This is a genomic window from Methylocystis sp. NC52PC (assembly GCF_055698645.1).
In genome coordinates, this window is record NZ_CP170127.1 from 2,916,686 (window position 1) to 2,931,466 (window position 14,781).

The following is a 14,781-nucleotide window of genomic DNA, read 5'->3' on the forward strand; positions in this document are numbered from 1 at the left end:
GACGTTCTCGGTTCCGTAAATTGCGTCAGCTCACGGCCTTCACCGGCGGTATGACCCAAGAATTATCCAGGATCGACGGTTTGTGTTCCTTGGGCCAGTATAGACGAAGCATCAGCACGAATTTTCCCTTCGGCGCCGGAAGCCAGTTTGCTTCCTTGTCCGGCCCCGGCGACTCGTTTTGGATGTAAATCACCAGCGAACCGTCCTTCTCCAGAGTGGGATTCGTCCGCATGCTCATGGAATAACGGTTGATGGGGTTCGCGACGAAGAAATACTGTTCGTCATACATTGTGAGCGACCAGAAGCCTCTCGCCGGCGGCAGCTGACCCGGCGGAAACCGCATGACCCATTTCTTCGATCCGTCGTAAGACTCCAAGATCGAAGGCTTCAAAGAGGTCGGATAGACGGCGTCCTGCGGTCTATTGGCCCCGAGCCCGATCGCCGTGACTAGCGCCCGCTGGATATAGTCCGCGCCATAAAGCCCCGTCTTAGTCGTGTAGCCCCAGCCGTTAACGTTGGTCACGTCGCCATCGCTGAACTTGAAGTGCATCATGATGCGGTCGAAAGAAATTTTCGGGATCCGCGTCTCCCAGGCGCCGTCAATCAGTTTGCGGTCGAAAGACTTGCCGGGCGCGAGGCCGATCTTGGCGAAGCGCTCCAGCGCCGGCGCGTCTTTGGGAGACGGCGGATTTCGTTTCATCAGTTCCGCAAGCAGCGTGAAATACTGCGTCGCCGTCATCCGGTTCACTTGATCCCGGACAGCCGTCTTCATGTCGATCGACGGATCGACCTTTCCGGGCGGCGGCGTCCAATCTTTGCCCCACGCGCTGAAGGCATAGAGCTTGAATTTGTCCTGAAGAGCGTGGACGGCCGCGTAGTCCTCCGGCGTGCCCGTGCAATAAATTCGGCCCAATAGCCAGACAATGCTCGTCGGCGACTCGACATGCTTTAAGCCGGCGGGGACCTTCCCTTTCCAGCCGGGGCCGGAGATCAGATAGGTTTGAGCCTTTTCTCCGCTCGTGCGGGAGCCGGGCGCGTCGAAGACGGTCGTCCAGCCGTCGAGCAGCGGAAGCAGGAAATAGCGGTTGCCCATATCAGGCGCGTCGAGCACCCAAGGCTCGTCGCCAACATCGAAGAAAGCCGATATGTAGAGCGTGTCTGCATTCGGCGCCGTGACGTCTCGGAATGAGGCGTCTGGGTAAGACCGCAACTTGATCAGCTGACCCATTGGCGCCCGCGTCCCTTCGGGCGCTGCAACATTGGTCATGACACGCCGCGTCATCTCCATCGTCACGAGCGGATAGCCGTAGACATAGGCGTCGGACGCGATCTTAAAGGCCTCCACATCCTCGATTGCGTCGAGCAAGATCCTGTCCCAGGCAAAGCCCCGCGACGGAAGGCCGCCCGCAGCGATCAGACTAACCCCCCCAAGCGTGGCGGCGCGGCGTGTGAATTTCATACGTTTCTCCTCGAGGCCTTGGCGTGAACTCCGCATAAACGCGCGTGATCGTTACGCTCAGCTTGAGCGAAAGCAATACCCCAATACGTCGCGGGCCTACCTGGATGAATTCCAGTCGGGCGCGCGGTGACGCTCCAGCCGCTGGCGTCCAAGCCCAACCGACCGCCCGCGCTTGCCCTTCCGCCCCCTCGCGCCTTGTCTAAGTTGGCCAGCCGGCGCACATTTTCTGACTGTGGAGCTCTGGCGGATCGCAGGGCTGGGTCGAGCATACGCTGGCCGTCCGAACCCCTTTGCTGGAGACGCTGTCAACGCTTCAGGACGCCGAAACCGGCGAGCGCGGGTTTGCGCTCTCGGGGAGTCTGTTCGTGGGCGATAAGGTTCAAGGCGAACAAGCAGCGCATGGACGAGGCGCGCGCGGCGGCGAAGGCGACATGGAGCCGCTGATCGGCAAGGCCAATGAATGCGTCGACGGGACGGCGCAGCTCACGCATAGCCTGCTGGCCTTTTCGCGCCAGCAGCCGCTCGCGCCGCAGGTCGTCGACGTCGACAAACTCGTCGCGGCCATCACCACGGCGTGCTCGATTCCGGCGTCAATTTCCTGGCCAAGCCGTTTTCGATCGAACAACTAGGCAAGATGCTCTCGACGGTTCTCCGGAGGGACTAGACTCGCGCCGTCGAGGGTGCGGTACGTACTATCACGTGATTGAAGATTTCTATCGAATGCGGTCATATGCGGCAAGCTGTCGCATGTGGACAGGCAATCGGGAGTTCGAGATGAAGGGCGAATGTGTGAACCGCGAAGGTGGAAATTGGGGCGCGGGAGGTCACATTGCTCGCTCGGAACGGCATTGCCGGTTGCTGGACAGCTATTTGTTGAATCTGGACCGGGGCGTCGGCGCCGTCCGCAGCATGATCGCCGGCGATCTGCGCCGGTTCACCGAAATGGGCGCGAACCGCTACGCGGCGGATTTGGCCATCGTTCTTGACTGCTTCGTCGCCGAGGTCGAGGGGGCCGGCGCGATCGGTTGCGAACCCGCCGCCTGAGCGACAGTCGTCGGACGTAGCGCAAGCGCCTACTAAGAGGATTGGCCGGCGGCCTTGTGACGGGCGGCGCGCTCCTGCATCGTGCCTCTCCCGATTCGACCGACTTTCGCGACTCATGCCCGTCTGGACCCCCGAGCAGGATCATGCGCTGACAGCGGTCGCCCGCTGGCTCGCGACGCCGGGCGGGCCGCAGGTGTTTCGCCTGTTCGGCTATGCCGGCACGGGCAAGTCGACGCTGGCGCTGCATCTCGCCGACCATGTCGACGGCGACGTCGCTTTTGCGGCCTTCACCGGCAAGGCGGCGCTGGTCATGCGCTCCAAGGGCTGCAAGGACGCCCGCACCATTCACAGCCTGATCTATCGCGCAACGGATTCGGAGACGGAGGAGCCCAGCTTCGTCCTGAACGACGACAGCGACGCCGCCCACGCCAAGCTCATCGTCATCGACGAGTGCTCCATGGTCGACGAGGAGCTTGGCCGCGATCTGCTCTCCTTCGGCAAGAAGGTTCTGGTGCTCGGCGATCCCGCGCAACTGCCGCCGGTGAAGGGCGGCGGCTTCTTCACCGAGGCCGAGCCGGAGGTGATGCTGACGGAAGTGCATCGTCAGGCGGCCGACAATCCGATCATCCGCCTCTCCATGACGATCCGCGAGGGCGGGGCGCTCACGCGCGGCGTCTATGGCGAGACGCAGATCGTCGCGCGCGAGGGGCTCGACCCGGCGCTGATCACCGGCGCCGATCAGGTGCTCGTCGGCCTCAACAAGACACGGCGCGCCTATAACGGTCGTCTGCGCGAATTGCGCGGCTTCACCGGCGCCTTTCCGCAATCGGGCGAGAAGCTCGTGTGTCTGCGCAACAATCGCAAGAAAGGCCTGCTCAATGGCGCTCTGTTCACGGTGAAAAGCGCGGGGGCGCTGAGGCGCGGCAAGATAAGAATGCTCGTGACGCCCGAAGAAGGCGAGGCCGGCAAATTCCAGCGCGTCGCCGTCATTCCGCAATTCTTCGAGGGCGGCGAGGCAGAGATTCCCTACGCGCTGCGCAAGGAGTCGGATGAATTCGATTTCGGCTATGCGCTGACCGTGCACAAGGCGCAGGGCTCGCAATGGGACAGCGTCGCGCTCTTCGACGAATCCTTCGCCTTTCGCGAACATCGCGCGCGCTGGCTTTATACGGGCGTGACTCGGGCGGCGAAGAAGCTGACGCTCGTGATGTAGGGGTTTGCGGTTGTTGGCGGACCCTTCGAGACGGCCGCTTCGCGGCCTCCTTAAGGTGAGGGATTATTAGAGTCCGGGGGCGTGGGCTTGCATCAAAATCTTCATCCTGAGAAGGCGGCGAAGCCGCCGTCTCGAAGGATGGGCCGCGAGCACGGAGGGAAACGCAGATGCTCATCGAAATGCGCCGCCTCTCTGACGGCGCCGTTTATCGCTTCCATCCCGCGCCCGCCGGCGACGACGGTTCTCCGCGTTACAAGCGGGCGGACAAGGACGTCTGGATTCTCCACGAGCCCGCCTTCGGCTGGATCGTCTGGGACGCCGGCGAGCAGGCTTTGATGGGCCGCCCCTGGGAGATTCCGGTCGACGAGCAGGGCGCAACGCCGCCCGAAGGCGTCTGGGTCAGCCGCAAGGGCGCGCATTCGTTCGTCTACGAGCTTGCTTTCGCGGAAAGCTGACTATCGACCCCAGGAGTCGATCGCGTCCGCAAACACGCGTTCGCCCGAGGCGCCCTTCTCCATATTGATCGTCGCGGCGCGGCCGTCGGCGAATTGCAGCGGCAGGTCCAGGACCGCGAGCGAGCGGAGGAGTTGCACGTTGCGAACCTCGCGGTCGCCGCGCATCAGACCGATGAGGAAGTTGTTTTCCGTGATCGGAACGGGAATGCCGACGACCTTTTCGCCCGCCTGCGCATCGGCGCGCCGCATCTGGATCGGACCAATGGCCTTGACGTTTCCGAGCGGGCTGCCGGCCTGCGGCTTGAAGGAGATCGTGATCGTATGCGACGCCGACAGCGCCGTGTCGGTGTTCTTCTGGAACAGCAGGCTCATTTTGAGCTTGGCGTCCGGAATGTCGAGCTCGCCGCGAATCGCCGACGTCATCGGCTGGCCGGGTCCGCCGCCGACATTCTCGAGCCGCCAGACGATGGAGCCATTGTAGATGCGGTCGACCTTGTCGGGCTCCTGCAGCGAAGCGACCCAGAGTTCGGCCTTCTGCGCCACGGGGATCGAGGTGACCCGCTTGGGCCCCGCCTGCGTGGCGCCGCCCTCGACGCGGTCGCCGAATTTCCCGCCCTCCGCGCCGGCGGCGGCGTTTTCCGCGGGTTTGAGCTTTGCGAGGTCTTCGGGGCGTTCGCGCAGATACCACGCGAGCACGCCGACGACCACGAGCAGCGCCACGAGCACGCCGCCGAGCGCCAGCATCCGCGCCGGCGGGCGCTGCGATTTCGGCGGGCGGGGCAGGGGAGCGGCCGGCCGCTGGGCCTCGCGCGGCTGAGGCGGCGGCGCGGTCTCGGCGAGCGTGTCGCGCCAGGCGTCTTCGACGGTGCGCGACGGCGCGGGCTCGGGCGACGCGCCATTCGCCGGCTCCAGGATGCGGGCGGTGGCCGGCGCGGGCGTCGCGGGTCTCGAAACGCCCGGTTTCGCGGGCGCCGGTTTGGCGGGCGCGGCTCTTGCGGGCGCCGGAGTCGAGGCCGCCGGCTTCGTCGGAGCGGGCTTGGCGGGGGGTGGCGCGGTCGTCGCGGCGGGCTTTGTCGCGGCGGGCTTGCCGGCGCCGGGGGGCGTCGGCGGCGTCTGCGGACCCTTGCCCGCATATTCGAGTTCGACCCGGGTGATCGCCTCTTCGAGCGCGCGCCCTTCGGCGGCGATGTCCGCGTCGGGGACCGGCGGCTGGATGCCCCGCAACTGGCTGTGCAGCGCCTTTCGCGCCCGGTCATAGACCGCCTGTCTTGCGTCGGGCCTTTGCTGCGCAAGTCCAGAAATGGCGCGGGAGATCAGCGAATAATAGTCAGCCATGGCGGGTTAAGAGCATTTCCCAGGGGGGGCGTCAATCCTGAGTCCCTTGCAAAACCGCGAAAAACCGGCGATTCCAGCGCGCTTGCGCTCGACCCGACGCGGGCGCCGCCTGTGACGTTGGAGATAGACTATGTGTTCGTTCGCTTCGCTGGCGCGCCCCGCGCCAGCGTTTCTCGTCGCCGCGGCTCTCGTCGCTCTGCTTGCCCCGCTGCCGGCGCGCGCCATCAGCATGGACAAGTCCTCGACCATCCGCGACCAGTGCGAAATCTCCATCGGGCCAGACCTCATTGGCATTGTGTCTTACATGCCTGATCGCTCACGCGATCGATTCTGTGGCGAGTTCCCGGCGCCGGGGCGAATTATCCTGACCATCGACCTTATCGCCGAGCGCTTGCGCGAACTTCCCATCGAGGTGCGCATCGTCAAGGAGCCGAAAGGGCCGCTCAGCGAAGAGGACGATCTGACGCCCTTCACGGTCGCCTATGTCGCGCCGCGCCTCTATCCAGGCGGCGCGGTCCCTGTGGAGCATGTGTTCGACGAGAGCGGCGAATACGCCGCCTTCATCACCGTCACCGAACACTCGGGCACGAAACGCACCACGCGATTCGGCTTCACGATCGGCGGGTTCCTGCAGTTCTACGCGACGGCGATTCTCGCTGGCGTGTTTCTGAGCGGGGCGGCGTTCGTTTACTGGCGACACGCCGCCGACCTGCGACGCGAGATCAAGGAGAAGAAGTAAGGTCTTCCACTGGGGCGCGCTTTGGCCCCGGCCCCGCGATCAGCCAGTAGATCGCCCCGGTCAGCGCGCCGGTGAGGAAAAACAGCAAAGCGAGGCGCCCCTCGGCGTCGGTCATTGCCTGCGAGCGCTCCAGCCCTTTCGCCGCGCGCGCGATCCACGGCGACGCGCCCGCCAGCAGGCCGCATGCGCCGGAATACCAGACAAGAGACCGCACGCCAGCGGCTTCGCCGATGAGCGCCGCAATGGCGAGCGGCGCGGCGCATGTCGCGATGATGACCGCCCAGATCACGAAGCCAACGGCGCCGAGGGCGTCCGCGGGATCGCCATCGATCAGCGCCTGGTCGAACGCGGCGAAAAGCCCCGTCATGACGGAGGCCAGTCCCAATTCGCGCGTCGCGGGGTCGAAGAGCGCGGAGACGATGAGAAACACCGCGCCGACGCCGGCGGCGATGAGATAGCCGAAGATCATCACGACGATCCGGCGCAGCATGGGCCTGTTCTCCGGGCGGGCCTTTACTAGGGCTCCAGCACCGTATCCCAGTAGAGATAATCGAGCCAGCTGTCGTGCAGGTAGTTGGGCGGGAACAGCCGGCCGTTGCGATGCAGATCGACGATGGTCGGCTGAAACGGTTTCTGCGCGGGCGTCATATGCGCGTCATGCGGCAGCCGGTCCCCCTTGCGCAGATTGCAGGGCGAGCAGGCCGCGACGACATTTTCCCACGTGGTCGCTCCGCCCTTTGAGCGGGGAATCACGTGATCGAACGTCAGCTCATCGTGCGCGCCGCAATATTGGCAGGTGAAGCGGTCGCGCAAGAAGACGTTAAAACGAGTAAAGGCCGGCTGACGGGCCGGCCTTACATATTCCTTGAGCGACACCACGGAGGGGAGGCGCATTTCGAAGCTCGGACTCTTAACCACCTTGTCATATTCCGAGACGATGTTGACCCGATCCAGGAAGACCGCCTTGATCGCGTCCTGCCAGCCCCAGAGCGAGAGCGGATAATAGCTCAGGGGCCTGTAATCCGCGTTGAGCACCAACGCCGGACACGCCTGAGGCGAGACATTTTGTGTTCTGAAGTGAGCGGTCACCCTGCCAGCCTCTCGGTTGCGAGAAGGGCCTGAATGGACCGCGCCAAGGTCCAAAAGGCCTTTTGCGACGGCGCATAGTTTACAGGCAGTACGACGCGGTTGTGAAGGCGTCTGGGCGGATTCGCCGCGGGTCTCTCGACTCTGGGGCTCTGAACCTCGTCCTTCCGACCGCCTGCGCGTCACGGCCCATCCGGCGCGGGGTCGGCGTCGGCGCGCCCGGCCGTCGCAAAATCTACGAAAATCAAGCGATATCATAGGTATAGACGTTGCCAGCGCTCTGCGCCGCGCCCCGGCGACTTGCGGCGGCGCCGACGTTGCAGCAGCCATGGTCACGGTTGCCCGCGCGCCGGTTTCTGTGCCGCCTTGGCGCAGAATGCGATTGAAGCGGGCGATCTTTCTCGCGCCCTCTCCCGCACAGCTACGAATGCGGGCGTGGATCGCGAGGGAGCGACGGCAGGCCGAAGCAGGCGCGTAGCATATTGCTTGCCTCCGGCCTGCCGCCTGCGTCTAACTGAAGCCAAGGTGATTCGACTCCTCCACACCGCCGACTGGCATCTTGGCGCGGCGCTGCAGGGCTGGTCGCGCGAGGCCGAGCATCGGGCTGCGCTGGCCCAGCTCGTGGCGCTCGCGAAAGCGCGCGACGTCGACGCCGTGATCGTCGCCGGCGACATTTTCGACAGTCTCAACCCCTCCGCCGAGGCGCAGCGGCTGCTCTATGACACGCTGAGCGATCTGCGCGCCGCCTGTCCGCGCGCCGCCATTGCGCTCCTGGCCGGCAATCACGATCCCGCCGGCCGCCTCGAGGCGCCCCGCGCGCTGTTCGAAATGGCGGGCGTGCGGTCGGTCGGCGTCGTGGCCCGTCGCGACGGCGCGGTCGATCCCGAACGCCATGTGTTGCCGATCCGCGACGTCTCCGGCGCGATCGGGGCCTATCTGCTGGCTTTGCCGTACCCCCGCGCGTCCGATCTGCCGGTGGCCGGGGAAGATGTCGTCGGCTCCTCGGTCGTCTGGGGCGTGCGCGCGCTCTATCGCGAGGCGGTCGCCGCCGCGCGCGCCCAAATCGGCGGCGCGCCGCTGGTCCTCACCGGCCATCTCCATGTCGCGGGCGGGCTCGAGTCGGAAGGCGCCGAGCGGCGCATCCTGGTCGGCGGCGAACATGCCGCCCCGCCCGATATCTTCCCTGCCGACGCGGCCTATGTTGCGCTCGGCCATCTCCACCGCCCGCAAAGCGTCGGCCGCGACACCATTCGCTACAGCGGCGCGCTCATCCCGATGTCGAAAGCCGAGATTGCTTATCGGCACGGGGTGACGCTCGTCGAGATCGACGCGGCGGGCAAGGCGACGGCGGAGCATGTCCCCCTGGAGCGCAGCGTGCCGCATTTGCGCCTGCCCGCTGCGGGCGCGCTGGCGTTGACCGATGTCGAGCGGGCGCTTGCGGCGCTGGCGCTCGATCCGCGAACGCCCGACGCAGCGCGGCCCTTCGTCCATCTGACCGTGCGGGTCGAGGGGCCCGCCGCTGGCCTCAAATCAGAGATCGACGCCATCTGCGAGAAATATCCTATTCGCCTCGTGTCGCTCGCCGTCGAGCGGCCGCGCGCGTCGGACGCGCCTGCCGTCCTCCCGCTGCGCCTCGCCGAGCGTCAGCCCGTCGATCTCTTCCGCGAGGCCTTCGAGGCGACGCATTGCGCCACCCCGTCCGCAGAGCATCTGCGTTTTTTCGGCCAGCTCGCGGAGGAAGACTGAATGCGCATCCTCGCGATCAGGGGCGAAAATCTGGCAAGCCTCGCCGCGCCCTTCGCGCTCGAATTCGAACGCGAGCCGCTGCGCTCGGCCGGGCTCTTCGCCATCACGGGCGAGACGGGCGCGGGAAAGTCGACGATCCTCGATGCGCTGTGTCTGGCGCTTTACGACAAGTTTCCGCGCGTCGTTGCGGCGGGAGGCAATGAGGGCGCGCCCGATCCCTCCGGCGAGACGCTGGCCTCCGGCGATCCGCGCGCAATCCTGCGGCGCGGCGCTGGGCGGGGCTATGCGGAGGCGGATTTCGTCGCGCGCGATGGCGGGCGTTATCGGGCGCGCTGCGACTTATTGCGCGCAAGGGGGAGGGCGGCTGGCAGGCTGCAAAATCGCGCGCGCAGCCTGTGGCGGATCGACGAGAGCGGCGAGGTTGTCGAGGCGATCGAGTCGGGCGTCGAAGCCGTCAACCGGCGCGTCGTCGAGCTCACCGATCTCACCTTCGACCAGTTCCGTCGCACGGCGCTCCTCGCGCAGGGAGACTTCGACGCGTTTCTGCGCGCCGACGCGAAGGAGCGCGCCGATCTTCTGGAGAAGATTACCGGCGCGGAAATCTACGGCCGCCTTTCAACGCGCGCATTCGAAAAGGCGCGAGAGGCGCGGGACAAGGTCGCGCGCCTTGAAGAGAGCCGCCGAGAGATCGGCGCGATGAGCCAGGACGAGCGCGCGGCGCTCGTCGCCGAGAAAGAAGGTCTTGCAGAAAGGCGCGGCTCGCTCGACGCCGAACAGCGCGTAGTCGTCGAGGCGCTGCGCCGCCTCGACGCGCATACGCAGGCCGCAGCAAAATTGGCGCAGGCTGACGCCGATTGTGCGGCCGCCGCGCAGACGTTCGCCAAGCTGGCGCCGGAGGGGCAAACGCTCGACGCGCTCGATCGCGTGGGTCCCTTGCGCGGGCCGCGCGAGGAGGCAAAAAAGGCTCAAGATCTCCTTGCGGAAAAGGAGGCGGCTGCGGCGCGCTCGGCGCAACAAGCCGACGCTGCGCGCGCCTCGCTCGTCGCTGCGCAGGAAGAGGCGGGTCTGGCGGCCGAAGCGCTCGATGCGAGCCAGAAAGACATCGAGGCGATGAAGCCGCTCTGGGAGAAAGCGGCCGCGCTCGATGCGCAGATCGGGACCCAGAAGCAGGAGGTCGAGCAGGCTTGCGCCGCTGAAGAGCTGGCGAAGCAGGTCGCCGCGCAAAAAGCCGACCTGCTGGCGCAGGCCTGCGCCGAGGCGCAGGCCGCGCGGACGGCGCGCGACGCGGCGCGTGCGGCTCTCGACGCGGTCGCGGCCGCGCGGCCGCTGAGCGAGCGCTGGCAGGAGATCGACGACCAGCTTGCAAAACGCGCGGAGGTCGCGCGGGACAGGCGCGAAGCTGCTGACGACTTACGTAAGGCGCAAGAGATCCTGGCGCAGTCGGGGAAAACGCGGCAGGCCTTCGACTTCGCTGACGAGAAAGACCGCGCCGCGCTTGCGCAAGCGCTCGCGCAGCGCGGCGAGCGTCTGGCGGCGCGCGAGGCGCTCGACGCCCCGGCGGCGCGACGGCGCCACGCCGAGGCCCTGCGCGCGCTCGACGCCTTGCTGGCGCTGGCGCGTCTGTCGCGCGATCACGATCAGGCGCAGGACAAGGCCGCCCGGGCGACGGCTGATATGACGCGCTTCGCCGAAGAAGCGTGCGAGCGCGCCGCGTCCTTATCCGATCTGCAGGCGAGGCGCGCGGCGCAGGCGGCGCGCAAGGAGGAGGCCGAGCGTCTCGGCGAACTGGCTGAAGCCGCGGCTGATCCCCATGCGCTGAAACTGCGCGCTTCGCTCGAAGTGGGCGAGCCCTGCCCCGTGTGCGGCGCGACGGATCATCCTTTCGCGAAGGCGCAGGACGCCGCCAATCGACTGGTCGAGGCCTTGCGGGCCAAGCGCGACGCCGCGCGCCGCGCCCTCCAGACGACCGAAGTCGAGATAGCTGAGACGACGGCGGCCAAAGCAAGAGCGCTGGCGCGCCACGAGGAGGCGACGCAGCGGCGCGACGAGGCGCAGGCGGCGCTTTCTCAGGCAGCGCAAGACTATGCGGCGCGGCTTGCCCGCGATCCGCTCAACGCCGCGCCCGCGGCGATCGCCGGCGCCGCCAAAAGAATTCAGGCTTTGCTCGCGGAATCGGAGGCCCTGCGGGACGCGCAGGAGAAAATCATCGAGACCGACGAGAAGCTCGGGGCGGACGTCGAATGGCTCGCCAAGGCCGCCGAGGAGAGGCGGTCGGCGCTCGACGTGCGCCGGGTCATGCGCGACGCGGAAGAGGCGCGCGCCCGGCAGGCGGGAGAGGCTTGCGCCCGGCTCGCGCAGGCGGTCGCTGGGGCGCAGGAGCGCGTCGAGTCGATTGACCGCGCGCTGGCGGAGCATCTTTCCCTCTGCGATCTCGTGGCGGCCGATCTCGACCGCGACCCGCAGGCGGCGCGACGGCGTCTCGCCGCGACGGGCGCGAAATTCAAAGAGGCCGAGACCGCACTGGCGGGCGCCGAGCAGCGCCTCGCAGAGGGGGAGCGGCGCGCCGCCGCGCTGGAAGTTGACGCGCGCGCCGGAACGGAAAAGGCGGCGGAGGCTGTCGCCGCCCATGGCGCCCGCCGCGACGCGCTCGCGCGGCTCGAGGCCGAGCGTGGGCGTTTGCTCGGCGGCGAGGCGACGGCGCGACATCGCGCGCGGGTCGAAGAAAGGAACGCGGCTGCGCGGCGGGGTTACGACGCGGCGCGCGATAAGCTCGCCGCGGCGGATAAAGAGAAAGCTGCTTGCGACGCCCGTAGTTTCGCCGCCGCGCAGGATCTCGCCAACGCCCACGCGGCTCTCGACGCCCGACAGGCGGAGTTTGCAGCGGCGCTGTCGCGGACGGGCTTGACGGAAGAAGACGCGGCGCCGCTCCTCGCAATCTCGCCGCAGGCGGCCGAGGCGATGCGCCAGCGCGTCGACGCGGCGAAAGCCAGACTGGCCTCGGCGGAGCGGGCGGCCGCCGAGCGGCGCGCCGATCTCGCCGAAGCGGAGGCCCAGGGTCTGCCGCAGACCCCACAGGCTGAACTCGAGACCCTGCGGGCCGAAAGCGCGGCGCAGATCGAATCCCTGCTCACGCGCCTCGGCGTGTTGCAGCAGCAGCTCGTGCAGGACGATGCGGCGCTCGCGCGCATGGAAGCGCTCTCCGGCGAGATTGCGGAGGCGCGTGCGATCAGCACGATTTGGGAGGAAATCAACGCCGCGATCGGCTCTCGCGAGGGCGACAAGTTCCGCCGCTTCGCGCAGAGCGTGACGCTCGAACAGTTGGTCGCCCTCGCCAATCAACGGCTCGCGCTCCTGTCGCCGCGTTACAGGCTGGAGCGCGCTGGCGAGATGGGCGCGCTCGGGCTTCAGATCGTCGACCGCGATCTCGGCGAGGAGCGGCGTTCGACGCGCTCCCTGTCGGGCGGCGAGCGCTTCCTCGCTTCGCTGGCGCTCGCCTTGGCGCTCGCCGGGCTCGAAGGGCGCGACTCATTCGTCGATACGCTCTTCATCGACGAGGGCTTCGGCGCGCTCGACGCCGCGACCCTCGACGTCGCCATCGACGCGCTGGAAAATCTCCAGGGTCAGGGCCGCAAGGTCGGCGTCATCAGCCATGTCGAATCGCTGCAGAGCCGGATCGCGACGAAAATCTGCGTCGAGCGGCGCGGCGGCGGGATCAGCGCTGTGCGCCTGCGGGCGCCCGCCCCCGCGGACTTCGCGTAAGCGTCCGGCAAAGACGAAGCTGGCGGGGTCTGGCGCCCTTGATGCTTGGGGCGCCCGCGCGCGGGTCGTCGGCCCCCTTGTCGCCGCTTTCTTTGGCGTCGGGGCAGGGCTATAAGGCGGGCGCGCAGTTCGAGGATCGATCAGACATGCAGAAGATCAAAGTGGCCAATCCCGTCGTCGAACTCGACGGCGATGAAATGACCCGCATCATCTGGGCCTTCATCAAGGACAAGCTGATCCGGCCCTATCTCGACATCGATCTTCTTTATTACGATCTCTCGATCCAGAATCGCGACGCCACCAACGATCAGGTCACCGTCGACGCCGCCAACGCGATCAAGCAGCATGGCGTCGGCGTGAAATGCGCCACCATCACGCCCGACGAAGCGCGCGTGAAGGAATTCAACCTCAAGGAAATGTGGAAGTCGCCGAACGGCACGATTCGCAATATCCTGGGCGGCGTCATCTTCCGCGAGCCGATCATCTGCGCCAACGTCCCGCGGCTCGTGCCGCACTGGACGCAGCCGATCGTCGTCGGCCGTCACGCCTATGGCGACCAGTATCGCGCCACCGACTTCAAGGTTCCGGGCAAAGGCCGCCTCACGATCAAATTCGAGGGCGAGGATGGCCAGGTCATCGAGAAGGAAGTCTTCAAATTCCCAGGCGCCGGCGTCGCCATGGCGATGTACAACCTCGACGAGTCCATTCTGGAATTCGCGCGCGCCTCGTTCAACTACGGCCTGCAGCGCAAATTCCCCGTCTATCTCTCCACGAAGAACACAATCCTGAAGGCCTATGACGGCCGCTTCAAGGACATCTTCCAGGAGGTCTACGAGAGGGAATTCAAGTCGCAATTCGAGGCGCTGGGCCTTTGGTACGAACATCGGTTGATCGACGACATGGTGGCGTCGGCGCTGAAATGGTCGGGCGGTTACATCTGGGCCTGCAAGAACTACGACGGCGACGTGCAGTCGGACATCGTCGCGCAGGGTTTCGGTTCGCTCGGCCTGATGACGAGCGTGCTGATGACCCCGGACGGCAAGACCGTCGAGGCGGAGGCGGCGCATGGCACGGTGACCCGCCATTATCGCGAGCACCAGAAGGGTCACGAGACCTCGACCAACTCCATCGCCTCGATTTTCGCCTGGACGCGCGGCCTCGCCCATCGCGCCAAGCTCGACGGCAACGAGGAACTGGCGCGCTTCTCGAAGACCTTGGAGGAGGTCTGCGTCAAGACCGTCGAATCTGGGTATATGACCAAGGATCTGGCGCTGCTCGTCGGCCACCATCAGAAGTGGCTGTCGACGACCGGCTTCCTCGACAAGGTCGATGAAAATCTCCGCAAGGCGATGGTCTGAGGTCGATCGATGCGGAAGCCGCGGATTTCGGCCGGCCTCGGGCCAGCTTCGTTGCAAACTTCGATTGTGTCTGTTGCACGGCGCGTCTATATAGGCGCCGCCTATGGCCCTACGGGAGAATTGCGGCAATGACGGTGGATCTGGACGAGACCTATAAACCGTCGGAAGACGAACCTTTCATGTGCGACCGGCACCGCGAATATTTCCGTCGCAAACTGCTGGCCTGGAAAGAAGACATTCTCCACGAAAGCCGCGAGACGCTCGCGGCCCTCCAGAACGAAAACGAAAACCATCCCGATCTCGCCGATCGGGCGTCTTCCGAAACCGATCGGGCGATCGAATTGCGCGCCCGAGACCGGCAGAGAAAGCTTATCGCCAAGATCGACGCCGCGCTGGGCCGTCTCGAAGACGGCACCTACGGCTATTGTGAGGAGACGGGCGAGCCGATTTCGTTGAAACGCCTCGATGCGCGTCCGATCGCGACCTTGTCGATTGAGGCGCAGGAGCGTCACGAGCGGCGCGAGAAAGTCTATCGCGACGACTGACGGGTCCGTTCTTCTTCGCTGCCCATTTGGAAAGAAAAGGGC

Annotated in this window: 13 protein-coding genes and 1 pseudogene; 10 read left to right on the forward strand and 4 right to left on the reverse strand. The window is 66.3% G+C overall.

Going from position 1 to position 14,781, the window contains the following annotated elements; all coding sequences use genetic code 11:
* Window positions 1-25: 25 nt before the first annotated feature.
* Window positions 26-1,459, reverse strand: coding sequence for a DUF1254 domain-containing protein (locus ACETII_RS16180; RefSeq protein ID WP_472786172.1), 1,434 nt, complete (start codon window positions 1,457-1,459; stop codon window positions 26-28).
* A gap of 230 nt (window positions 1,460-1,689) precedes the next feature.
* Here ACETII_RS16180 and ACETII_RS16185 point away from each other — a divergent pair.
* The 5 genes and pseudogenes from ACETII_RS16185 to ACETII_RS16205 form a co-directional block, all read left to right on the forward strand.
* Window positions 1,690-1,806, forward strand: a pseudogene (locus tag ACETII_RS16185) (CHASE3 domain-containing protein); the annotation flags it as partial.
* 18 nt (window positions 1,807-1,824) lie between these two features.
* Entirely contained in the window at window positions 1,825-2,088 is a 264-nt protein-coding gene (locus tag ACETII_RS16190) for a hypothetical protein (RefSeq protein WP_472786173.1), read from the forward strand.
* Between the two features lie 145 nt (window positions 2,089-2,233).
* Window positions 2,234-2,503 carry a hypothetical protein gene (locus tag ACETII_RS16195; protein WP_472786174.1) on the forward strand — a complete coding sequence of 90 codons (270 nt, stop codon included), beginning with the start codon at window positions 2,234-2,236 and terminating at the stop codon, window positions 2,501-2,503.
* 115 nt (window positions 2,504-2,618) lie between these two features.
* Window positions 2,619-3,716, forward strand: coding sequence for an ATP-dependent DNA helicase (locus ACETII_RS16200; RefSeq protein WP_472786175.1), 1,098 nt, complete (start codon window positions 2,619-2,621; stop codon window positions 3,714-3,716).
* Window positions 3,717-3,883: 167 nt separating this feature from the next.
* Window positions 3,884-4,171 (forward strand): hypothetical protein, encoded by a 288-nt coding sequence (locus tag ACETII_RS16205; protein ID WP_363347715.1) that lies wholly within the window; start codon window positions 3,884-3,886, stop codon window positions 4,169-4,171.
* On the opposite strand, the gene ACETII_RS16210 is transcribed toward ACETII_RS16205, so the two are convergent.
* Entirely contained in the window at window positions 4,172-5,506 is a 1,335-nt protein-coding gene (locus ACETII_RS16210; protein WP_472786176.1) for a hypothetical protein, read from the reverse strand.
* Window positions 5,507-5,636: 130 nt separating this feature from the next.
* On the opposite strand from ACETII_RS16210, the gene ACETII_RS16215 reads away from it, so the two are divergent.
* Window positions 5,637-6,245, forward strand: a complete 609-nt coding sequence (locus ACETII_RS16215; RefSeq protein ID WP_472786177.1) for a hypothetical protein — start codon at window positions 5,637-5,639, stop codon at window positions 6,243-6,245.
* On the opposite strand, the gene ACETII_RS16220 is transcribed toward ACETII_RS16215, so the two are convergent.
* Both ACETII_RS16220 and ACETII_RS16225 read right to left on the reverse strand, forming a co-directional pair.
* A complete protein-coding gene (locus ACETII_RS16220; RefSeq protein ID WP_363347721.1) occupies window positions 6,229-6,735 on the reverse strand; it encodes a hypothetical protein in 507 nt (168 codons plus the stop codon). The genes ACETII_RS16215 and ACETII_RS16220 overlap by 17 nt on opposite strands.
* 26 nt (window positions 6,736-6,761) lie before the next feature.
* Window positions 6,762-7,334, reverse strand: coding sequence for an HNH endonuclease (locus ACETII_RS16225; RefSeq protein WP_363347723.1), 573 nt, complete (start codon window positions 7,332-7,334; stop codon window positions 6,762-6,764).
* 522 nt (window positions 7,335-7,856) lie between these two features.
* On the opposite strand from ACETII_RS16225, the gene ACETII_RS16230 reads away from it, so the two are divergent.
* The 4 genes from ACETII_RS16230 (at window position 7,857) to dksA (ending at window position 14,739) form a co-directional block, all read left to right on the forward strand.
* Window positions 7,857-9,077 (forward strand): metallophosphoesterase family protein, encoded by a 1,221-nt coding sequence (locus ACETII_RS16230; protein ID WP_472786178.1) that lies wholly within the window; start codon window positions 7,857-7,859, stop codon window positions 9,075-9,077.
* A complete protein-coding gene (locus ACETII_RS16235) occupies window positions 9,078-12,836 on the forward strand; it encodes an AAA family ATPase (RefSeq protein ID WP_472786179.1) in 3,759 nt (1,252 codons plus the stop codon).
* 146 nt (window positions 12,837-12,982) lie between these two features.
* Complete coding sequence (locus ACETII_RS16240; RefSeq protein WP_472786180.1) at window positions 12,983-14,194, forward strand: NADP-dependent isocitrate dehydrogenase; 1,212 nt, start codon at window positions 12,983-12,985, stop codon at window positions 14,192-14,194.
* A gap of 128 nt (window positions 14,195-14,322) precedes the next feature.
* Window positions 14,323-14,739 carry an RNA polymerase-binding protein DksA gene (gene dksA, locus ACETII_RS16245; protein ID WP_363347730.1) on the forward strand — a complete coding sequence of 139 codons (417 nt, stop codon included), beginning with the start codon at window positions 14,323-14,325 and terminating at the stop codon, window positions 14,737-14,739.
* Window positions 14,740-14,781 lie beyond the last annotated feature (42 nt).